Origin of the sequence: Bordetella genomosp. 2, assembly GCF_002261345.1 — a bacterium.
In the GTDB taxonomy this organism is placed as follows: domain Bacteria; phylum Pseudomonadota; class Gammaproteobacteria; order Burkholderiales; family Burkholderiaceae_B; genus Bordetella_A.
The window spans coordinates 476483-496487 of sequence record NZ_NEVT01000003.1 but is presented as its reverse complement, the minus strand read 5'-3'; the positions used below and the strand labels follow the sequence as shown (position 1 = coordinate 496487).

General features: G+C 68.2%; 18 protein-coding genes and 1 pseudogene. 8 read left to right on the top strand and 11 right to left on the bottom strand.

Translation table 11 applies throughout. The features are described from left to right. Positions 1–4: 4 nt before the first annotated feature. Together CAL24_RS04410 and CAL24_RS04405 are read right to left on the bottom strand one after the other, a co-directional pair. Positions 5–724: an SDR family oxidoreductase gene (locus CAL24_RS04410; protein WP_094805836.1), complete on the bottom strand. Its 720-nt coding sequence runs from the start codon at positions 722–724 to the stop codon at positions 5–7. Continuing rightward, a pseudogene (locus CAL24_RS04405) lies at positions 721–1711 on the bottom strand (Bug family tripartite tricarboxylate transporter substrate binding protein). Before CAL24_RS04405 ends, CAL24_RS04410 begins: the two are co-directional and overlap by 4 nt. Positions 1712–1810: 99 nt before the next feature. On the opposite strand from CAL24_RS04405, the gene CAL24_RS04400 reads away from it, so the two are divergent. Both CAL24_RS04400 and CAL24_RS04395 read left to right on the top strand, forming a co-directional pair. Beyond that, positions 1811–3433 carry an AMP-binding protein gene (locus tag CAL24_RS04400; RefSeq protein WP_094805835.1) on the top strand — a complete coding sequence of 541 codons (1623 nt, stop codon included), beginning with the start codon at positions 1811–1813 and terminating at the stop codon, positions 3431–3433. A 2-nt stretch (positions 3434–3435) separates the two neighbouring features. Further along, positions 3436–4179, top strand: coding sequence for a GntR family transcriptional regulator (locus tag CAL24_RS04395; protein WP_094805834.1), 744 nt, complete (start codon positions 3436–3438; stop codon positions 4177–4179). On the opposite strand, the gene CAL24_RS04390 is transcribed toward CAL24_RS04395, so the two are convergent. After that, positions 4180–5058 carry a tRNA threonylcarbamoyladenosine dehydratase gene (locus tag CAL24_RS04390; protein WP_094805833.1) on the bottom strand — a complete coding sequence of 293 codons (879 nt, stop codon included), beginning with the start codon at positions 5056–5058 and terminating at the stop codon, positions 4180–4182. Between the two features lie 263 nt (positions 5059–5321). On the opposite strand from CAL24_RS04390, the gene CAL24_RS04385 reads away from it, so the two are divergent. The 6 genes from CAL24_RS04385 (at position 5322) to purU (ending at position 10426) form a co-directional block, all read left to right on the top strand. Further along, a complete protein-coding gene (locus tag CAL24_RS04385; RefSeq protein ID WP_028356662.1) occupies positions 5322–6536 on the top strand; it encodes an MFS transporter in 1215 nt (404 codons plus the stop codon). Beyond that, entirely contained in the window at positions 6488–7171 is a 684-nt protein-coding gene (locus CAL24_RS04380) for a gamma-glutamylcyclotransferase (protein ID WP_419670736.1), read from the top strand. Before CAL24_RS04385 ends, CAL24_RS04380 begins: the two co-directional genes overlap by 49 nt. A gap of 91 nt (positions 7172–7262) precedes the next feature. Next, on the top strand, positions 7263–7895 hold the full coding sequence (gene pdxH, locus CAL24_RS04375) for a pyridoxamine 5'-phosphate oxidase (RefSeq protein ID WP_028356664.1): 633 nt from the start codon (positions 7263–7265) through the stop codon (positions 7893–7895). Positions 7896–7926: 31 nt separating this feature from the next. Continuing rightward, a complete protein-coding gene (locus tag CAL24_RS04370) occupies positions 7927–8439 on the top strand; it encodes a flavin reductase family protein (RefSeq protein WP_028356665.1) in 513 nt (170 codons plus the stop codon). A gap of 12 nt (positions 8440–8451) precedes the next feature. Beyond that, positions 8452–9561: an NAD(P)/FAD-dependent oxidoreductase gene (locus CAL24_RS04365; RefSeq protein WP_094805832.1), complete on the top strand. Its 1110-nt coding sequence runs from the start codon at positions 8452–8454 to the stop codon at positions 9559–9561. 10 nt (positions 9562–9571) lie between these two features. Further along, positions 9572–10426, top strand: a complete 855-nt coding sequence (gene purU, locus CAL24_RS04360) for a formyltetrahydrofolate deformylase (RefSeq protein ID WP_094805831.1) — start codon at positions 9572–9574, stop codon at positions 10424–10426. Here the strand turns inward: purU and CAL24_RS04355 are convergent, their stop codons facing one another. From CAL24_RS04355 to CAL24_RS04320, 8 genes are read right to left on the bottom strand one after another with little or no spacing between them, the layout of a single operon-like run. Next, positions 10427–12079 carry a hydantoinase B/oxoprolinase family protein gene (locus CAL24_RS04355; protein ID WP_094805830.1) on the bottom strand — a complete coding sequence of 551 codons (1653 nt, stop codon included), beginning with the start codon at positions 12077–12079 and terminating at the stop codon, positions 10427–10429. 15 nt (positions 12080–12094) lie between these two features. After that, a complete protein-coding gene (locus tag CAL24_RS04350) occupies positions 12095–14113 on the bottom strand; it encodes a hydantoinase/oxoprolinase family protein (RefSeq protein WP_094805829.1) in 2019 nt (672 codons plus the stop codon). Continuing rightward, positions 14113–15435, bottom strand: coding sequence for an aspartate aminotransferase family protein (locus CAL24_RS04345; RefSeq protein ID WP_094805828.1), 1323 nt, complete (start codon positions 15433–15435; stop codon positions 14113–14115). Before CAL24_RS04345 ends, CAL24_RS04350 begins: the two co-directional genes overlap by 1 nt. A gap of 19 nt (positions 15436–15454) precedes the next feature. Then, positions 15455–16156 (bottom strand): ABC transporter ATP-binding protein, encoded by a 702-nt coding sequence (locus tag CAL24_RS04340; RefSeq protein WP_094805827.1) that lies wholly within the window; start codon positions 16154–16156, stop codon positions 15455–15457. After that, positions 16143–16922, bottom strand: a complete 780-nt coding sequence (locus tag CAL24_RS04335; RefSeq protein ID WP_094805826.1) for an ABC transporter ATP-binding protein — start codon at positions 16920–16922, stop codon at positions 16143–16145. Before CAL24_RS04335 ends, CAL24_RS04340 begins: the two co-directional genes overlap by 14 nt. Continuing rightward, positions 16919–17905 (bottom strand): branched-chain amino acid ABC transporter permease, encoded by a 987-nt coding sequence (locus tag CAL24_RS04330; protein ID WP_170947025.1) that lies wholly within the window; start codon positions 17903–17905, stop codon positions 16919–16921. Before CAL24_RS04330 ends, CAL24_RS04335 begins: the two co-directional genes overlap by 4 nt. 2 nt (positions 17906–17907) lie before the next feature. Continuing rightward, the gene (locus CAL24_RS04325; RefSeq protein ID WP_094805824.1) at positions 17908–18783 is read right to left on the bottom strand and encodes a branched-chain amino acid ABC transporter permease; all 876 of its coding nucleotides are present in this window, start codon (positions 18781–18783) and stop codon (positions 17908–17910) included. Positions 18784–18811: 28 nt separating this feature from the next. After that, complete coding sequence (locus CAL24_RS04320) at positions 18812–19954, bottom strand: ABC transporter substrate-binding protein (protein ID WP_170947024.1); 1143 nt, start codon at positions 19952–19954, stop codon at positions 18812–18814. Between the last annotated feature and the right edge of the window lie 51 nt (positions 19955–20005).

The following is a 20005-nucleotide window of genomic DNA, read 5'->3' as shown; positions in this document are numbered from 1 at the left end:
CGGCTCAGGCCGCGCCCACCGTCAATCCGCCGCACACGTACAGGGTCTGGCCGGTGATGAAGCCGGCGCGCGGATCCAGCAGCATGGCGACCGCGTGCGCCACTTCTTCCGGCTGGCCGATGCGCCCCACGGGGATGGCGGCCGCCAGCTCGCGGGTGCGCGGATGATCGGGCGGATTCGACAAGTTGAACAGCTCGGTCGCCACGGGGCCGGGCGCCACCGCGTTGACGGTGATGCCGGCGGACGCCAGCTCCAGGGCCCAGGTGCGCGTCATGCCGACCAGGCCGGCCTTGCTGGCGCCGTAGGCGGTCCGCCCCGGCTTGCCCAGCGCGGCGCGGCTGCCGATGTTGACGACCCGCCCGTAGCCGCGTCGCCGCATCGCCGGCAGCAGGCCCTGCAACAACAGCAGCGGCGCCACCAGGTTCACCGCCAGCGTGTCCTGCAGGGCCTGCGGCGACACCTGGTCGATCTCGGCGACCTTGATCATGCCGGCGTTGTTCACCAGTTGCAGGACCTCGCGCTGCGCGGCCAGCTCGGCGACCGCCTGGCGCGTGCGTTCGGCATCGTTCAGGTCGACCGAGATGAAGGTTTCGCCGGGCAGCAGGCTGGCCGGCGCGCCGCGGCTGAAGTTCACCACTTCATAGCCGTCTTCCAGCAGGCGCGCGGCAATGGCGCGGCCGATGCCGCGGCTGGCGCCGGTGACCAGGACGGTGGAATGTTTCATTTGGCCGCGATACCCCGCTGCTTGACGAGCTTGCCCCACTTGTCGCGCTCGCGCTGCTCGAAAGCGCCGAGGTCCGCGCCGAACAAGGTGCCGGGCTGCGCGCCCATGGCGGCGAACTGGCGCCCCAGTTCGGGCGCCTTCAGGCCGGCGCGCGCCGCGTCGATCAAGGCGCGCACGACCGGCTCGGGTGTGCCGCGCGGCGCGTACAAGGCGAACCAGGCGGTCACGTCGAAGCCCGGCAGGCCGGCCTCGGCGAAGGTGGGCAGGTCGGGCACGGCGGGATCGCGCTGCAGCGACGTAACCGCAATGCCGCGCACCCGCGAGCCGTCGCGGATCTGCGCCAGCGAGCCGGGCAGGTTGTCGAACAGCAGGTCGACCTGCCCCCCCCGCCACCGCCGGCAGCGACGCGGACGTGCCCTTGAACGGGACATGCAGCAGCTCGATGCCGGCCACCGCCTCGAAATAGGCCCCGGTCAGGTGCACCGAAGAGCCGACGCCAGGCGAGGCGTAAGTGATCTTGTTGTCCTTGCGCGCCTTGGCCGCCGCGATGACGTCGGCCAGCGTCTTGAAGGGCGAATCGGTGCGCACCGCCAGCACGTTCGGCGTGGTGGACACCAGCGCGATGGGCACCAGGTCCTGGGCCGGGTCGAACGGCATGTTGTCGTACAGGAACTGGTTGATGCTCTGCGTGCCGATGGTTCCCAGGCCCAGGGTGTAGCCGTCGGCGGCGCTGCGCGCCACGTGCGCCATGCCGACGTTGCCGCCCGCGCCGGGCCGGTTCTCCACCAGCACGGTCTGCTTCAGGCCGGGCTCCATGGCGTGGGCGATGGCGCGGCCGAAAATATCGGCGGCCCCGCCGGGCGGGTACGGCACCACCACGGTCACGGGATGGTCGGGGTACGCGGCCTGCGCGGCCGGCGCGCACAGCGCCGTCAACGCCGCGACGGCCAGGCATTTCATCAAGGAAAAGCGCGAGGGTTGCCGCATGGGTTGTCTCCTCTTGTCGTCGTGCCGGGGCACGCTTGTATCCGCTACGGGATTTCAATAAAGTACTTAAATACGTACTTTAAGCATATAACCACAAGAATGTCGGCCCACACAACACCTCCGCAATCCGCCGCGGCGGCGTTCGCCGCCCGCCTGGACGGCCTGGCGCGCCGGCATCCCGACGCGGTCGCGCTCATCGACCGCGACCGCCCGCTGTCGCTCGCCGCCTTGCGCGACGCCTCGCGCGCCCTGGCCGCCGGCCTGGCCGAGGCCGGCATCGGCCCCGGCAGCCGGGTGGCGCTGTGGCTGCCCAATTGCGCGCAATGGGTCGTGTCGTTCCTGGCCTGCGCGCACCTGGGCGCGCTGGTGCTGGCCGTCAACACGCGCTTCCGCGCCGCGGAAGTCGCCGACATCCTGGGCCGGGGCCGGGCCGATTGGCTGGTGTACTGGCCCGGCTTCAAGGGCATCGACTTCCCGGCCATCCTGGCCGACGTGCCGGCACAAGCGCTGGCCGGCCTGCGCGGCGTGATCGCGCTGGACGCGGCAGGCCAGGCGCCGCCGCCGCATGGCCTGCCGCTGCTCGACTTCGACCGCCTGGCGCGCAGCGCCGCTCCCGTGCCCGCGCCGGCCGGGCGCGACGACGGCGTACTGTGCTTCACCACCTCCGGCACCACCTCGCTGCCGAAGTTCGTGCTGCACGACCAGCGCACGCTGCTGCGCCATGGCGACGCCATCGCCCATGCCTACGGCTACGATGCCGCCACCCGTGTGCTGGCCGCGGCGCCCTTCTGCGGCGCGTTCGGCTTCGCCATGCTGGCCGGGGCGCTGGCGCGCGGCGTGCCGGTGGTGTGCGAGCCGGTGTATGACGCCGGCCGCGCCGTCGACGCGATCCGGCGCCACCGCGTCACCCATGCCTACGCCAACAACGAGGCGCTGGCGCAATGGTTCCGGGACGGCCGCCCGGGCGACTTCGACACGCTGCGCCTGTGCGGCTTCGCCAGCTTCGCGCCGGCGCTCGACAACTTGCTGGACCTGGCCGCCGCGCACGGCGTGCCGCTGACCGGCCTGTACGGGTCCAGCGAACTGGTCGCGCTGGTGGCCGCGCAGCCGCTCGACGCGAGCGAAGGCGACGTGTCGGTGCGCTATCTGGCGGGCGGCCGGCTCATCTACCCCGAAGCCGAAGCGCGCGTGCGCGCCCGCGATCCGCAATCCGGCGAGGTGCTGCCGCACGGCCAGTCGGGCGAACTGGAAATCCAGGCGCCCAGCCTGATGCGCGGCTACCTGGACAACCCCGAGGCCACCGCCGCCGCCCTGGCCGACGACGGCTATTTCAAGACCGGCGACCTGGGTTATACGCTGAGCGGGCGCCAGTTCGTATTCCAGGCCCGCATGGGCGATTCGCTGCGGCTGGCCGGCTTTCTGGTCAACCCGGCGGAGATCGAACGGCTGGTCGAGACCCTGCCCGGCGTGCGGGCCTGCCAGGTGGTGGGCGCGACCCAGCACGGCAAGACGGTACCGTTTGCTTTCGTGCTGCTGCACGCCGGCGCTCGGCCCGACCCCGAGGGCTGGCGCGCCGCCTGCCGCCGCGCGCTGGCCGGCTTCAAAGTGCCCGTCGGCTTCCAGGTGCTGGACGCCTTCCCGTCGGTGGAAAGCGCCAACTCGGTCAAGATCCAGAAGCACCGGCTGCGCGACATGGCCGACGCGCTGCTGGCCGGCGCCTGATCATGGCAGCCGGCAGACTGTTCGCGCGCAGCCCCCAGCCGCTGTACCTGCAGGTGGCGGCGGTATTCCGCAGCAACATCCACAGCCGCTGCTGGCGGCCCGGCCAGCAGGTGCCGCCGCTGGCAGTCCTGGTCGAGCGCTATGGCGTCGCGCGCTCGACCGTGCGGCAAGCCTTCGGCCTGCTGGAAAGCGAAGGCCTGATCCGCCGCTCGCGCGGGGCCGGCACCTTCGTCAACGAAGCCCTGCCGCAAACGCCGACGCTGCTGCTCCCCAAAAGCTGGGACGAGACGGTGGCGCTGAGCAACCAGCTCGGCACCGTCTCGCTGATGGAGTCCAGCGCCGGCGTCCCGCTGCCCGAGCCGCTCGGCATGCCCTGCGAATTCGCGCGCGACGGCCGCTTCCAGCACCTGCGCCGCGTGCACGTGACCGAGGCCGGGCCGTTCTGCTACAGCGAGGTCTACCTGGACAGTGGACTGTTCCGCAAGCACCGCTCGCGTATCCGCACCAGCACGGTGGCGCCGGTGCTGGACCAGTTCTACGGCAGCCAGCTTTCGCATGCGCGCCAGGTGCTGAATGTCATCGAGGCCGGCGGCGAATCGGCCGAGGCGCTGCACATTCCCGTCTCGGCGCCGGTGGCCGAGCTGCGCCGCTTCGCCTGCATTGCCGGGCGGGTGGTTTATTTCGCGCGGCTGGAGTTCCCGTTCCAGAAGATCCGCATGGAATTCGATCTGCTGGCCGGCCGCTGATCAGCGGCCCGGCGCCGCCAGCGCCAGGCGCACGGCCTCGTTGGCGACCGCCAGCCCCATGGCGGCGGTGACCATCACCACCGAGCCGTACCCGGCGCATGACAGTCCCTGTGGCGCGGCCGGCGCGGGCGCGGCGCCGAGGTCGTCGTCGACCTCGGCGGCCCGGCTCCAGGCGGCCGGCAGGATGGCCGGCTGGTCGAACCACAGCGCCCGCACCCCCATGCGCGGCACGCGCTTCAGGGGTTTGCCGCGGGCATCGCTGGCCTTGGCAAAACCGTGCTGGCGGCGCAAGGTGTTGCGCAGCTTGGCCAACAGCGCGTCGTTGACCGCCTGCGACAGGTCGCCGGCGCGCAGGGCCAGGGGGTCGGTCTTGCCGCCCGCCCCGCCGCACAGCAGCAGGGGCAGGCCGCGCTCGCGCGCGTGCAGCACCATGGCGATCTTGGCGGAGATCTGGTCGGTACAGTCGGCCACGGCGGTGTAATAGCCTCCCAGCACCTGGCCGACATTGCCCGGCTCGACGAAATCATCCACGCGCGTCAGCACGCAATCCGGGTTGATAGCGTGGATGCGCGCCGCCATGGCCTCGACTTTCGCCTGGCCGAGGGTCGGCGTCAGCGCATGGACCTGGCGATTGATATTGGATTCGGCGATGTGGTCCAGGTCGACCAGGGTCAGCGCCCCCACCCCGCAGCGCGCCAGCGCCTCGGCGGCCCACGACCCGACGCCGCCCAGCCCGGCGACCGCCACGTGGGCGTCGCGCAGCCGGGCCGGCGCGTCGGGGCCATATAGGCGGGCCAGGCCGCCAAAGCGGCGCTCGGCGTCGATCTCGCACAGCGGATCGGCCGTGCCGGGGGATTGGGGGACAGGTGCAAGTGCCATGGCGCGTATTTTCCCACGATGCGGCCAGGGCGCGACGGCCGGGCCGACGTTGCAATAACGACACAGGCGCGATCATTGATCGAACATGTATTTGCGCGGCCACAAAGCAGGCATCTGCCGGCATCTGCTATGCAACTGCCGGCAGTCTTGCGCCAACGTGGCTGTTACCGGCAGCGCGGCCCCGGCCGCGGGCACGCGCCCGTCATCCGCCGGCAACCTCGACACTGGGGGGAGTTGGGGTCAGAATGGCTGAAGTTAACGCCGTGTCCGCCCCATCTCCTTCCCCTTCGCCCACCCCCGCCGCGACGGAATTTTCCGGCGCGGGCCTGCTGTGCGTGGTCGCCATGCTGAACCATGTGGCGCTGACAGGGGGACGCATCACCGTATCGCTGACCGCCCTGCAACTGGGTCTGTCGACCTTCATCGTCGGCGGGCTGGTCGCCGTGTTCGCGGTGATTCCGATGCTGATGTCGGTGCGCGCCGGCCAATGGATCGACCGGGTCGGCGTGCGCCGCCCAGTGACGCTGGGCAACGCGCTGGTCGTGCTGGGCACGCTGCTGCCCTTCGCGGCGCAGACGCAGCTCGCCCTGCTGGTGGCCGCCTGCAGCATCGGCATCGGCTTCATGCTGCACCAGGTCGCCACCCAGGACGTGCTCGGCCACGCCGAGCCGCAGCGCCGCCTGCGCAATTTTTCGTGGCTGTCGCTGGCCATGGCGGGCTCGGGCTTCAGCGGCCCGTTGATCGCCGGCCTGGCGATCGACCATCTCGGCTCGCGCCTGGCGTTCGGCATCCTGGCCCTGGGGCCGCTGGTGGCGCTGGCCGGCCTGCGGCGCCTGCAGCCCGCCTTGCGCGCCGTCGACCACAGCATCGAGCCGGCCGCGCGCCAGGTGGCCCGCCGGCGCGTGACCGAATTGCTCAAGCTGCCGCCGCTACGGCGCATCCTGATGGTCAATACCATCCTGTCGGGGGCCTGGGACACCCACCTGTTCGTGGTGCCGCTGTTCGGCGTGGCCATCGGCCTGTCGGCCACCACGATCGGCAGCATACTGGCGGCCTTCGCGCTGGGAACGTTCCTGATCCGCCTGGTATTGCCCTATATCCAGACGCGGGTGCGGTCCTGGACGCTGGTCCGCACCGCCATGGCCATTACCGTGGTGGATTTTCTCATTTACCCGCTGTTCGCCGACGTTACCCTGCTGATCGGCCTGTCTTTCATCCTGGGGCTGGCGCTGGGCTGCTGCCAGCCCAGCATGCTGTCGCTGCTGCACCAGCACACGCCGCATGGCCGCGCCGCCGAGGCGGTCGGGCTGCGCATGGCGTTCATCAACGCCTCGCAGGTGTCCCTGCCGTTGACCTTCGGCGCGCTGGGTGCGGTAATTGGCATTGCCCCCCTTTTCTGGGCCTACGCCCTGGCATTGAGCGCCGGCGGCTGGGCCAATCGTCACCCCCCGCAAGAAGCCGAGACGCCCGCGCCGTGAATCCGCCGCCCAACGCCTCCTCCGTACCCTTTCGCCTCTGGACGCCCGAAGAACGGCGCGCCTCGCTCGATGACGCCCTGAAGCACTGGCGCCAGGGCGAGGACGTGTGGGTCTACGGCTACGGCTCGCTGATCTGGCGCCCCGACTTCGAATACCAGGAACGGCGCCTGGCCACCTTGCGCGGCCACCACCGCGCGTTGTGCCTGTGGTCGCGGGTCAACCGGGGCACGCCGGAATGCCCGGGCCTGGTATTCGGGCTGGACCGCGGCGGCTCGTGCCGCGGCGTGGTCTACCGGCTGGCCGGCAAGGCGGTGCCCGACTTTTTCCCGGCCCTGTGGGACCGCGAGATGTCCACCGGAGCCTACCTGCCGCGCTGGATCAACTGCGCCACCGACGCCGGTCCGGTAAGGGCCCTGGTGTTCATCATGAACCGCGACAATCCGGCCTATATACGGGCCCTGCCCGAAGCCGAATTGCTGGCCATCGTGCGGCGCGCGGCCGGGCGCTATGGGCGCTGCACCGAATACGTCATGCAGACCGCCCACGCCCTGCGCGCGGCCGGCATCCACGACGCGCGGCTCGACCGCATCGCGCGCCGCCTCGAAGCGGAACCGGACCCGTTGCCCGACAACTAGCGTAGGCCGCCAGCGGGCGCCGGGGGCCGCGCCGGCGATGGCGGTAAACTGGAGCCTGTCCTCTTTTGTGCCGTTTGCCGGTCCCGCTTCCATGTCCGTTTCCGATCTGCGCCAAAGCTACGAGAAAGGCTCCCTGCTGGAAAACGCCGTCGCCGCCTCGCCCTTCGACCAGTTCAACCAGTGGTTCGAAGAGGCGCTGGCCGCCCAGGTCCCCGAGCCCAACGCCATGACGCTGGCGACCGTCGATGCCGAAGGCCAGCCGTCGGCCCGCATCGTGCTCATCAAGGGCTACGACTCGCGCGGTTTCGTGTTCTACACCAATTACGAGTCGCGCAAGGGCCTGGAACTGCAAGCCAACCCGCGCGCCGCCCTGCTGTTCTTCTGGCAGCCGCTCGAGCGCCAGGTGCGCATCGAAGGGCGCGTGGAAAAAGCCACGGCCGAGGAATCGGACGCCTACTTCCACAGCCGCCCGCTCGGGTCGCGCATCGGCGCCTGGGCTTCGCGCCAGAGCCAGCCGGTAAGCCGCGCCGACCTGGAAGCGCGCGAGCAGGAGGTCCGCGCTCAGTACGGCGAACAGCCTCCGCGCCCGCAGCACTGGGGCGGCTACCGCCTGGTGCCCACCCAGTTCGAGTTCTGGCAAGGCCGCCCGTCGCGCCTGCACGACCGCCTGCGCTACCGGCCCGACGGCCGCGGCGGCTGGGCCATCGACCGCCTGTCGCCCTGACGCGCCGCCCGTCCCCGCTTCACTCGCCTGCATGCCCGCCACCGATCCCGATTTCGACGCGCAGTTCTTCCGCACCGCATTGGGCCGCTTCGCCACCGGCGTCACGGTCGTTACCACGGCCGCGCCCGACGGCGCTCCCATCGGCCTGACCGTCAGTTCCTTCAACTCGGTCTCGCTGGACCCGCCGCTGGTGCTCTGGAGCCTGTCGCGCGCCTCCGCCTCGCTGGACGTGTTCGAACAGTGCGAACGCTACGTCGTCAACGTGCTGTCGGCCAGCCAGATCGCCCTGGCGCGGCGTTTCGCGCTGGGCCACACGCGCGAGCGCTTCGCCGGCCTGCCGCGCGCGCAGGCGCCCGGCGGCACGCCGATGCTGGACGAGCACTGCGCCGCCTGGTTCGAATGCCGCAACCGCAGCCGCTACGTCGAGGGCGACCACGTCATCATGGTGGGCGAGGTCGAACGCTGCGGCCACACGGCCGAAGCGCCGCTGGTGTTCCACGCCGGCGGCTTCGACCTGACGCCAGCCCACAAGCATTCCGAATGACCCCGATTATTCATGAACACTGACATCGACTGCATCGTCGTCGGCGCCGGCGTGGTGGGCCTGGCCGTGGCCCGCGCCCTCGCCCTGGCCGGCCGCGAAGTCCTGGTGGCCGAAGCCGCCGAAGCCATCGGCACCGGCACCAGCTCGCGCAATTCCGAAGTGATCCACGCCGGCATCTATTACCCCGCGGGCAGCCTCAAGGCGCGCCTGTGCGTGCGCGGCAAGCACCTGTTGTACGACTATTGCGCGGCGCGCGGCATCCCGCATCGCCGGCTCGGCAAGCTGATCGTCGCCACCAGCGCCGCCGAGGTGCAGGCGCTGGACGGCATCGCCGCGCGCGCCCGCGCCAATGGCGTGGACGACCTGCGGCGCCTGGATGGCGCCGCGGCCACCGCGCTGGAGCCGGCGCTGCGCTGCACGGCCGCCCTGCTGTCGCCCTCGACCGGCATTGTCGACAGCCACGCCCTGATGCTGGCCTACCAGGGCGAAGCCGAGCATGCCGGCGCGCAATGCGTGTTCCATACGCCCATGCTGTCGGCCCGGGTCCGGCCCGGCGGCGGCTTCGAGGTGCAGTTCGGCGGCGACGAGGCCATGAGCCTGTCGTGCAACGTGCTGGTGAATGCCGCCGGCATCCACGCGCCCACCCTGGCGCGCCGCATCGCAGGGCTGCCGCCCGCCAGCATCCCGCAGGAATACCTGTGCAAGGGCAGCTACTTCACCCTGGCGGGCCGCGCGCCCTTCTCGCACCTGATCTACCCGGTGCCGCAGCACGCGGGCCTGGGCGTGCACCTGACGCTGGACCTGGGCGGCCAGGCCAAGTTCGGCCCCGATACCGAGTGGATCGAGACCGAAGACTACACGCTCGACCCGGCGCGCGCCGAGGTGTTCTATGATGCGGTGCGCACGTACTGGCCGGGCCTGCCGGACGGCGCCCTGGCGCCCGGCTATACCGGCATCCGGCCGAAGATCTCCGGGCCGCACGAACCCGCCGCCGACTTCGTCATCGCCGGCCCGGCCGTGCATGGCGTAGCCGGACTGGCCAACCTGTTCGGCATCGAATCGCCCGGCCTGACCGCCAGCCTGGCCATCGCCGAGGAAACCCTGGCGCGCCTGTCGCTCTAATTCGCAGATCATGCAGCATAACGACTACATCCTGACCCTGTCCTGCCCCGACCGCACCGGCATCGTCTACCGCGTCAGCGGCCTGCTGTTCGAACTGGGCTGCAACATCCTGGATTCGCAGCAATTCGGCGACGAGGAAACCGGCCGCTTCTTCCTGCGCGTGCACTTCGACCTGCCGGCCGCGGTGCCCGAGGGCAGCCTGCGCGAGCAGTTCGCCGCCCTGGCCGGCGACTACGCGATGGAATGGCAGATCCACGATGCGCGGCGCAAGGCGCGCCTGCTCATCATGGTCAGCAAGCAGGGGCACTGCCTGAACGACCTGCTGTTCCGCGTGCGCAGCGGCCAGCTGCGCGCCGAGGTCGCCGCCATCGTGTCCAACCACAACGACTACGCCGGCCTGGCCGGCTCGTATGGCATCCCGTTCCACCACCTGCCGGTCAGCCCCGAGACCAAGTCCGAGCAGGAACAACAAGTGCTGGCCCTGGTCGAGCGCGAATCGATCGACCTGGTCGTGCTGGCGCGCTACATGCAGATCCTGTCGCCCGACATGTGCCGGGCGCTGGCCGGCCGCGCCATCAACATCCACCACAGCTTCCTGCCCAGCTTCAAGGGCGCCCGTCCCTACCACCAGGCACACGCGCGCGGCGTGAAGATCATCGGCGCCACGGCGCACTACGTGACCTCCGACCTGGACGAAGGCCCGATCATCGAGCAGGACATCGAGCGGGTGGACCACACCATGACGGCGCAGGACCTGACCCAGGTCGGCAGCGACGTCGAATCGCTGGTGCTGGCCCGCGCCGTGCGCAGCCACGTCGAGCACCGCGTGGTGCTCAATCGCGGCAAGACGGTGGTGTTCCGGTAGCTACCAGCCGGCGGATTCCGGATAATAGCCCTGGCGCCGGTCGTACTCGAGCGCCTCGGGCGAGCGCCTGGCCGGGTCGCCGTAGCCGCCGCCGCCGGGGGTATAGACCTCGATGACATCACCGGCCTGCATCACGATCCCCTGATCCTTCGACACGTGCGGCGGCACATAGGCATCGCCGTTGCGGTAGACGGTCACACGCGTGCGCCCGCCCTCCCGCCCGCCGGCCGCGCCTGGCGGACCGAATTTCCCGTGGTCCATCACCATGGAAGCCCGCGCCGATCCGGCGCGCAGCCGGATCCGGTAGTGGATTCCCATCCCCCCGCGAAACTGGCCCTTGCCACCCGAACCCTCATGAATCGCGTAGCGCTCGAACAGCACCGGGTACAACTGCTCCTGCACCTCGACCGGTGCCGCCTTCGAAATGCCTATCGTGGAGCAGCCGTTGGTCAACCCGTCCCCGCCCGGGTGGCCGCCGTAGCCGCCGCCGGAAATCACGTACATCACATACGACCTGTCATGCAGGGGATCGTTGCCGCCTATCGCGAGGTTCGCCGTGGTGCCCGCCGGCGCGGCGAACAACCGCTGTGGAATGGCCTTTTGCAGCGCGTCGAATACCGCCTCGGCGATCCGCTGGCTGACCTCGGCCGCGCACCCTGAAACCGGCCGCGGATAGCGGGCATACAGGAACGTGCCCTCCGGATCCGCAATTCGCAGCGGCTCGAACATGCCGGCATTGATAGGCAGCTCCGGGAAAACGTGCTTGATGGCCAGGTAGATGGACGAACGTGTCGTCGCAATGACGCTGTTCATGGGCCCGGCGCAAGGCGGGCTGGAGTCCCCCAGGTCGAAGTGCATCAGCTCGCCTTCTTTGCGGATCTTCACTGACACCTTCAGGGGACGGTCTTCGACGCCGTCGGAATCGAGATAGGCCTCGCCACGGTAGTCGCCGTCTGGAATCGAGGCAATGATTGCACGCGTCTGTTGCGACGCCTGCCGCTTGAGCTCTTCGATGGCCGTATCGACGGTATCCTGGCCATAGCGGTCCAGCAGTTGGGTCAGGCGTCGCTCGCCGATGGCCAGGGCGGCGGCCTGCGCCTTGATATCGCCGATACGCTGCTCGGCGATCCGGATATTGGACATCAGGATGGACAGAATCTCCGGGTCGAGCTCATTCTGCTTGTAGAGCTTCACAGGCGGCAGCCGCAAACCCTCCTGTTCTATTTCAGTGGCATGCGCCGAAAAGCCCCCGGGTACCATGCCCCCCATGTCGGGCCAATGGCCCGTGTTCGCCAGCCAGGCGTACAACTTGCCGCGATAGAAGAATGGCTTTACGAAACGCACGTCCATCAAGTGAGTGCCGCCCAGGTATGGGTCGTTGACCATGAACACATCGCCTGGCGCGATGTTGTTGGCGCGGGCGATGACCGCCTGGGTCGAGAACTGCATGGTGCCCACGAAGATGGGCAGCCCCAGCTCGCCCTGGGCGATGAGCTCGCCCGAGTCGCGATGATAGATGCCGTTGGAGCGATCCTGCGACTCGGAAATAATCGGAGAAAACGCGGCGCGACAATGCGCCAGGTCCATTTCATTGCACACCTGGTGCAATCCGCTCTGTATGACGGTAAGCGTGACCGGATCGATGCTTGCCATTGAGATGCCGCAGCCTTAGAGAGAGATGACCAGATTGCCGTAATCATCGCCGCAGGCCCTGGTTCCGGGCTCGATGACGATGGTGGCGTCCAACTGTTCGACGATCGCGGGGCCCGCCAGCCCGGCGGACGGAATCTGCTCGCGTGCGTAGATCGGCGTATCGACCCAGCCCACGTCGCCGAACCACACGCGACGGAAGCGCGGCTCGGCGCGTTCCGACCCGGCGCTGCGCAAGCTGTGAAGCGCCACCCCATGACGCTTTCCGACCAAGCTGGTATCCAGCGTGACCAGCACCGGCCGCAGCTCCGCCAGTTCGACCTGGAAGCGCTGCCAATAGGCGCGCGCGAACGCCTCCTGCAGCTGCGCCACGGTAGCCTGGTCGGATGCCAGAGGCACCGTCAGCAGGTGGCTCTGGCCCTGGAACTGCATCTGCGCGTGATGGAAGACCTGTATCTCCGACACGGCGATGCCATCACGTTCAATTGCCGCACGGCCCTGGGCGATCTGCTCGCGCAGGCAGGCCGACAGCTCATCATCGCCCAGGTCCTTCAACGGACGATTGAACGATTTGACGAAATCGTGGCGCACATCGGCCACCAGGCAGCCCAATGCGTTGGTCAGGCCCGGGCGGACAGGGATGAGCACCGTCGGGATGGCCAGTTCACGGGCCAGCGCCACCGCGTGCAAGGGGCCGGCGCCGCCAAACGCGAACAGCGCGAAATCGCGGGGGTCGTAGCCACGGGCCAGGCTGACCAGGCGTATGGCGCCCGCCATATTGTTATTGCCGATCTGCAGAATGGCGGCGGCGGCCTGCACGGCGTCCAGGCCCAAGGGCCGGCCGACCGTGGCCTCGATGCGCGCCGCCACCTCTTCCACGCTCACGGCCCGATCGACGGCCAGCAGGCGTTGCGGGTCGAGACGTCCCAACACCAGGTTGGCGTCGGTCAGCGTCGGCAGCTCGCCGCCGCGACCGTAGCAGATAGGGCCGGGCCGTGCGCCCGCGCTGTCGGGCCCGACCCGCAGCAGGCCGCCGGCCTGGACCCGTGCGATAGAGCCGCCGCCCGCTCCGACGGTATGGACGTCGACCATCGGCACGTGTAGCGGCATGCCGTATTCGAGTTCCAGTTCGCTCGACACCTTGGGCACGCCACCCTCGATCAGCGCGACATCGGAGGATGTCCCGCCCATGTCGTATGTGATGAGATTGAGGTGGCCGGACAGCCGCCCGGAATAAGCCGCCGCCATTACGCCGGACGCGGGGCCGGACATGACCGTATTGATGGCCATGCGCGAGACTGTCCGCGCCGACACGGTGCCGCCATTGCCCTGCATCACCAGCAAGTCGCTGCGGAAGCCCGCCGCCGACAGGCTGCCCTGCAGGCGGTCGATGTAGCGGTCCAGGATGGGCTGCACCGATGCGTTCACCGCGGCCGCCGTGCCGCGCTCGAATTCGCGGAATTCCGAAATGATGGTATGCCCGGCCGTGATGTATTGATTCGGCCAGTGTTCGCGGGCCAGCTCCAGCGCGCGCTGTTCGTGGACGGGATTCGCGTAACTGTGCAGGAAATGAATCACCAGCGCCTCGACGCCCGCCTGCGCCAGTTCGCGCACCACCGCGACGAACGCCGCTTCGTCGAGCGGCACCAGCACGCGGCCATCGGCATCCATGCGCTCGGGCACTTCGCGGCGCAATTCCCGCGGAATCAGGGGCACGAAGCTGCCAGTCAACCCATAAGCCTGCGGCCGGGTGCGCCTGCCCAGCTCCAGAATATCGCGGAACCCCTCGGTGGTGATCAGCGCCACCTTCGCCAGCTTGCGTTCCAGCACGGCGTTGGTCGTCGTGGTGGTGCCGTGGACGATGCTGTCCACGCGAGCCAGCGGCACCTCGGTGCGGCGCAGTGCTTCGAGCACCCCATAGGCCTGGTTATCCAGCGTACTGGGTACTTTCGATATTCTGACCGTACCGGTCTCGTCGTCGACCAGGATCAAGTCGGTAAAGGTACCGCCTACGTCGATGCCTGCGGTTACGGCCATCACAGCACCTCTTCGCGGCGCAATGCCATCAGCGCTTCATGGGCGGCCTGCACAATCTGCTCGATATCCGCGTCCTGCATGGGCGTGGACAGCGCCATCAGGCCATAGCCGGCCATCAGGATTCCCCGGTTCAGCATTTCGCGATTGAAGCGCGCCATCGCCCGGCCCTGTTCGGGCGTGGGGAATGCATCGCGGTAATTGGCGATCGGCGCAGCTTTCAAGTGCAGTTTGATCAGCGAGCCCAGTCCGGTGGCCTGTCCGGCCACGCCGGCATCGGCGAACGCCCGATTCAGGCCCTGGCGCAACATCTCGCCATGGCGGTCGAGCCGCTGGTAGGCCTCTCCGTCGAGCAATTGCATCGCCGCCAGGCCGGCCACCATCGACACGGGATTGGCCGAGAATGTGCCGCCATGCGGCACCGCAGGCCGCCCGCCGGAGGGATCGAACACTGCCATCACATCGGCGCGCCCGCCCACGCCGCCGACCGGGAAGCCGCCGCCCATGATCTTGCCCACCGTGGTCAAGTCGGGCTGTACACCCAGGCGCGCCTGCGCGCCACCCGGGCCGAGCCGCAAGCTGATGACCTCGTCGACGATCAGCAGAATGCCCAGTTCGCGGGTCACGCGGCGCAGCATTTCCAGATAAGCTGGCGTAGCGGGGATCAAGCCGACGCGATTGGGCAGCAGGTCGACCAGCACGCCGGCCAAGCTGGCGCCGTGCCGGCGCAACAATGCCTCGGTGGCCTCGCAGTCGTTGAACGGCAATACCACCACGTCGGCCAGCACCCCCTGCGGCGTGCCTCGCGCGTAGGGCACCGAGGCCGGGACAGCATCTCCCCAGTTGTCTGGCGCGGCATCCAGGCTGATCTCGGCATAGTCGTAGGATCCGTGATAGGCGCCCTCGACCTTGGCGATCTTCGGCCGGCCGGTGTAGGCGCGCGCCGCTTTCAGCGCCATCATGACGGCTTCGGTGCCGGAGTTCGTGAAACGCACCTGCTCGATGCCCGGCACCCGCTCGGCCAGCAGCTCGGCAAGCATGATCTCGCTTTCGGTAGGCATGCCGAACGAAGTGCCCAGATCGATCTGGCGATGTGCGGCAGCGGCCAGCGCCGGATGGGCATGACCATGGATCAGGGCGGTAAAGTTGTTGATGCAGTCGATCAGCACATTGCCGTCGACATCATGCACGCGGCAGCCTGCGCCCCGCGCCGCATAGACCGGATATGGGGATAAATAGACCGTCGTACGGGTATTGCCGCCTGGCAGACTGCGCTTGGCGCGCGTATGCAGCGCCTGCGACCGGGAAGAAGAATCGGGGTACATGGTTTCTCGTAGACAGGGGTTAACGGCCCAGGTAGGCATCCCGGACCCGCGGATGATGACGAAGCGTGTCGGCCGTGTCGGCCAATACGATGCTGCCGTTCTCGATGACATAGCCGCGGTCGGCCACGCCCAGCGCCAGGACCGTGTTCTGCTCGACCAGCAGAACCGTCATGCCGCCTTCGTTGATGCGGGCGATGCGCGCATAGACCTCTTCCGCCAGGCGCGGCGCCAAGCCGAGCGAAGGCTCGTCCAGCAACAGCAGCCTCGGCCTGGCCATCAGCGCGCGGCCGATGGCGAGCATCTGCTGCTCGCCGCCCGACAGCGACCAGCCCAGCTGGCCGGCGCGCTCCTTCAGCCGCGGGAACAAGTCGTACACGCGCTCGAAATCCTCGCCGAGGCGCGGGCCGCGGCCTCGCACGGTCGCGCCGACCTCCAGGTTCTCACGCACAGTCAGGCCCGGGAAAATGCGCCGGCCTTCGGGCACATGCGCGATCCCGGCCCGTACCCGCTGCTGCACCGGCACCGTGGCGAGCGGACGGCCATCGAAACTCAATTCGCCAGTCGTCGGCAGCAGGCCCGAGATGGCCCGCAGCAATGTCGTCTTGCCCGCGCCGTTGACGCCTATCAGCGCCACGGCCTCGCCCGCCTTCACTTCCAGGTCGATGCCACGCAGCGCCACGATGTCGCCGTAGGCGGCGCCCAGGTTGCTACACTTCAACATGTTGGTAGCCTCCTCCCAGATAGGCTTCGAGCACCGCCGGATCCGATTGCACCTGGGCCGGCGTGCCTTCGGCCAGCTTGGCGCCGAAATTCAATACCGCCACGCGTTCGGCCAGCCGCATCACCATGCCCATGTTGTGCTCGATCAGCACCACGGTCAGGCGATGCGTCTCGCGCAGGCGCCGCAACAGCGCCATGAGCTGCTCGACCTCGCCGGAGTTCAGGCCCGCTGCCGGTTCGTCCAGCAACAGCATGCGAGGCTGGGCGACCATGACCCGGGCCATCTCGACCATGCGGCGATTGCCGTATGACAACGACCCTATGGCGCGGCCGGCCAGCTCTTGCAGGCCGAACTGACGCAGTGTCTCGTAGGCCGCCTCGCGCGCGGCGCGCTCGCGGGCAAGCGTGGACGCCGGCCGCAGCAGCATGCCGGCCAGCGAGCGCGAGTCCCGCATGGCGGCGCCCAGCATGACGTTCTCCAGCACGGTCAGCCGGGTGAACAATCGGCCGCTCTGGAAGATGCGCCCGATTCCAGCCCGGATGATGTCATGCGTGGCCCTGCCAGTAAGCGTCTCCCCATCGAAACTGATCTGGCCCGAAGAGGGCTGCACCAGTCCGGTCATGACATTCAACAACGTGCTCTTGCCCGCGCCGTTCGGCCCGATGATCGCGTAGAACTGATTGGCCTCGATGTCCAGGCTCACATCGGACAGCGCCTGTACGCCGCCATAGCGCTTGCTGACTCCCTGTACGCGCATGAGCGTCATGATGAACGCCCTCCATGGCCCGCGGTCGCGGCCCCGGTGCCTTGACGTCGGCGCAGACCGCGATACGTAGCCGGCTGCGCCAGGCTGATCAGCCCGCGCGGCAGCACCACCAGGATGACCAGCACCAGCACGCCGAACACCAGCATGTAGGCATTGCCCACGCCGCGCAGCAATTCCGGCAAGAGGGTCACGCCGACCGCGCCCAGCACCGCCCCGACAATACTGCCCTCGCCGCCGACGATCAGCATCGCCAGGTAAATGATGGAATGCGAGAAATTGAAGTCTTCCGGCGAAACGAAGCGGATATGGAAGGCGAACAGGCAGCCGGCGACGGCGGCGTACGCTGCGCCCAGCGTAAAGGCCGCCACTTTGATCCGCGTGACGGGCAGGCCGGTCATGGCGGTGGCCAGCTCGTCGTCGCGCACCGCCATCAGGGCCCTTCCGGCGTGCGAATGGCGCACCCGGGTGGCCAGCCCGGCCAACAGAGTCAGTACCGCCAATGCAAACCAATAGAAGCTGCGCTCGTCATCCAGCGGGACGCCCGCCAGACTGAGCGATGGAATGCCGGATATCCCGTTGGTGCCGCCGGTGACATCCAGCCAGTTCGACGCGACGATCGTGAAGCTGACGTTCAAGCCCAGCGTGGCGAGTGCCAGATAATGCCCCTTCAGGCGCAGCAAGATGCGCCCCGCGATATAGGCGCACAAGCACGTCGCGGCGATCGCCAACAGCGCGGCCAGCCACGGACTCCAACCATGAGCCGTAGTCAGAATGGCGACGATGTACGCTGCGATGCCGACGAAGGCTGCGTGAGCCAGGGAGATGAGGCCGGCATAGCCGAACACGAAGTTCAGGCCGATCACGGCGATGGCCGATATCAACGCCGTGTTCATGAGGCGGTTGCCATAGCCCTGCATGAAGAGCGGCAGCAGCGCGGCAAGCACCAGCACGGCGAGGCCGCACAGCAATTGGGATTTTTTCATCTTCATCCCCGGTCGGCGATGCGCTCGCCGAAAATGCCTTGCGGCCTGACCAGCAGGAACAGAATCATGATCCCGAAGGCCAGCAGATCCTTGTAGGTGGAAGACAGATAGGCGGCGCCCAGGATCTCGATCAGGCCCACCATCAAGCCGCCGGCGATGGCACCCGGCACGCTGCCGAATCCGCCGATGATGGTGGCCGCGAACGCCTTGAGCGCCACGGCATCGCCCATATTCACGTCGGCGAACCACATCGGGCCGACCAGCAGGCCGGCGAAGCCCGCGAATACCGCGGCGAGCAGCCAGGCAAAGCCCAGCAGCAGCCGCACGCGCAGACCCATCAGTCGTGCCGTTTCCACGTCCTGCGCGACGGCGCGCATCGAGCGACCGATCGCGGTGCGGTGCAGCAGCGCGTACAGCCCGACGATGAGCAGCAGCGTGATACCTATCGTGGCCAGCGCATGGACCGTGATGACACTGCCGGCGATGCCGACCGTGCCGTCGCCAAACGGCGACGGCACGCGGAACGGCCAGGCGTCCCAGATCAGCAGCGCGCCATTCTGCATGGCGATGCCGGCCGCGACCGTGCCGATGATTACCGACACCACCGGCCGGTTCTGCAGCGGCAGATGCACCAGCGCATAGAACAGCAGGCCGAAGGCCGCCATCATGGCGATCGCTGCCGGATACGCCAGGGCCGCCGGCCACTGCGCCTGGATGATGGTCGTGACGCCGAAGAAGGTCCCCAGCATCACGAACTGGCCGGCGGCGAAGTTCACCACGCTGGTGGCCGAATACACAATGACGAAGCCCAAGGCGGCCAGGGCATAGACGCTGCCCAGCGCGACTCCATTGACCAGCAGTTGTATCAGTTCCTGCATGGCAGTCCCCTGCTCGCGGCCGCCATGCTCATTTCACCTTGATAGCGTCGATGAACTGCATATCCTTGGTGCCGTCGGCGAACTTCACCACTGCGACATCGTGCACGCCGTTGCCCTGCTCATCGAAGCTGTACACGTGCGACACCCCTTGATAGTCCTTCACCTCCTTCAGGTAGGCCTGCAGTTTGCGGGCGTCCGTGCCGACCTCGTTGATCGCGCGGGCCATCAACATGGCGCCGTCGTAATAGGCCGCGCCATAGGGATCGGCGTCCATCGAGAATTGCGCCTTGTAGCGCTCCGCATAGGCCTTGCCCTTCTCCGTAGCGGGCAGGTAGGTGTCGATCACGCCCCAGACGTTTTGCAGGTCGCGCGGCGACAGCAACTGCATGGCCGCCGGCACGAATGCGGCGGACGAAGCGACCACCGGCTGTTTGATGCCCAGCATCTTGATCTGCCGCAGCAGCATGGCGCCGTCCTGCGGATAGACGAAAGCCAGGATCACATCGGCGCCTTTGTTCTTCAGGCTGAGGAGCTGCGCCGACATGTCCTTGTCATTCTGGCCGTAGGCCTCCATGCCCGCCGCCTCGATGCCTTGTTCTTTCAGGAATGCGGCGGCCGCATTGGCGCCGCCCTGGCCGAAATCGTTCTGGATGTAGATGATGCCCGGCTTGGCCAGCTTGAGCTGGTCCTTGACGAAGCGGGCCATGGCGATGGCAGCGGTGCTGTCTTCCGGCCGGATACGGAACATCCAGGGATTGCCCAGCTCCGCCACGGCATCGGCGCCGCCGGCATACATGGCGGGAATGGCCGCCTTGGCCACCTCGGGCGCCACGGCGATGTTCTGGGTGCTGTAGCTGGTCAAGAAGGTGAAGGCAGGCTTGTGTTCCTGCACCAGCTTCACGTATGCGTTGACCGCCGTCCCGTTGGAGGCCTGCGCGTCCTCGAATATGAATTTGACCGGCTTGCCCTGCACTCCGCCGGCCTTGTTGATGTCTTCTTCCGCCAGCTTGAGCGAATTGAGATATTGCTTGCCGGTCAAGGACAGCGGACCGGTCATGGGCACGGTGGCGCCCACCAGGACATCCTGGGCGCAGGCTGTGCCAGCCAGGCCAGCCAGCATGAGGGCCGCCAGGCGGCGGCAAGCGTAGAGACGGAAAGTAGGCACTGACATATTGCTGCGCTCCTGTTGGCGATCACAACGAAGGCGGGGCAACATCCCCCT

Bases quoted from the DNA above. Each gene is read 5' to 3' on its own strand.
- CAL24_RS04410 (WP_094805836.1), bottom strand. From the start codon at position 724: ATGAAACATTCCACCGTCCTGGTCACCGGCGCCAGCCGCGGCATCGGC.
- CAL24_RS04400 (WP_094805835.1), top strand. From the start codon at position 1,811: ATGTCGGCCCACACAACACCTCCGCAATCCGCCGCGGCGGCGTTCGCC.
- CAL24_RS04395 (WP_094805834.1), top strand. From the start codon at position 3,436: ATGGCAGCCGGCAGACTGTTCGCGCGCAGCCCCCAGCCGCTGTACCTG.
- CAL24_RS04390 (WP_094805833.1), bottom strand. From the start codon at position 5,058: ATGGCACTTGCACCTGTCCCCCAATCCCCCGGCACGGCCGATCCGCTG.
- pdxH (WP_028356664.1), top strand. From the start codon at position 7,263: ATGTCCGTTTCCGATCTGCGCCAAAGCTACGAGAAAGGCTCCCTGCTG.
- CAL24_RS04370 (WP_028356665.1), top strand. From the start codon at position 7,927: ATGCCCGCCACCGATCCCGATTTCGACGCGCAGTTCTTCCGCACCGCA.
- CAL24_RS04365 (WP_094805832.1), top strand. From the start codon at position 8,452: ATGAACACTGACATCGACTGCATCGTCGTCGGCGCCGGCGTGGTGGGC.
- purU (WP_094805831.1), top strand. From the start codon at position 9,572: ATGCAGCATAACGACTACATCCTGACCCTGTCCTGCCCCGACCGCACC.
- CAL24_RS04355 (WP_094805830.1), bottom strand. From the start codon at position 12,079: ATGGCAAGCATCGATCCGGTCACGCTTACCGTCATACAGAGCGGATTG.
- CAL24_RS04350 (WP_094805829.1), bottom strand. From the start codon at position 14,113: ATGGCCGTAACCGCAGGCATCGACGTAGGCGGTACCTTTACCGACTTG.
- CAL24_RS04345 (WP_094805828.1), bottom strand. From the start codon at position 15,435: ATGTACCCCGATTCTTCTTCCCGGTCGCAGGCGCTGCATACGCGCGCC.
- CAL24_RS04340 (WP_094805827.1), bottom strand. From the start codon at position 16,156: ATGTTGAAGTGTAGCAACCTGGGCGCCGCCTACGGCGACATCGTGGCG.
- CAL24_RS04335 (WP_094805826.1), bottom strand. From the start codon at position 16,922: ATGACGCTCATGCGCGTACAGGGAGTCAGCAAGCGCTATGGCGGCGTA.
- CAL24_RS04330 (WP_170947025.1), bottom strand. From the start codon at position 17,905: ATGAAAAAATCCCAATTGCTGTGCGGCCTCGCCGTGCTGGTGCTTGCC.
- CAL24_RS04325 (WP_094805824.1), bottom strand. From the start codon at position 18,783: ATGCAGGAACTGATACAACTGCTGGTCAATGGAGTCGCGCTGGGCAGC.
- CAL24_RS04320 (WP_170947024.1), bottom strand. From the start codon at position 19,954: ATGTCAGTGCCTACTTTCCGTCTCTACGCTTGCCGCCGCCTGGCGGCC.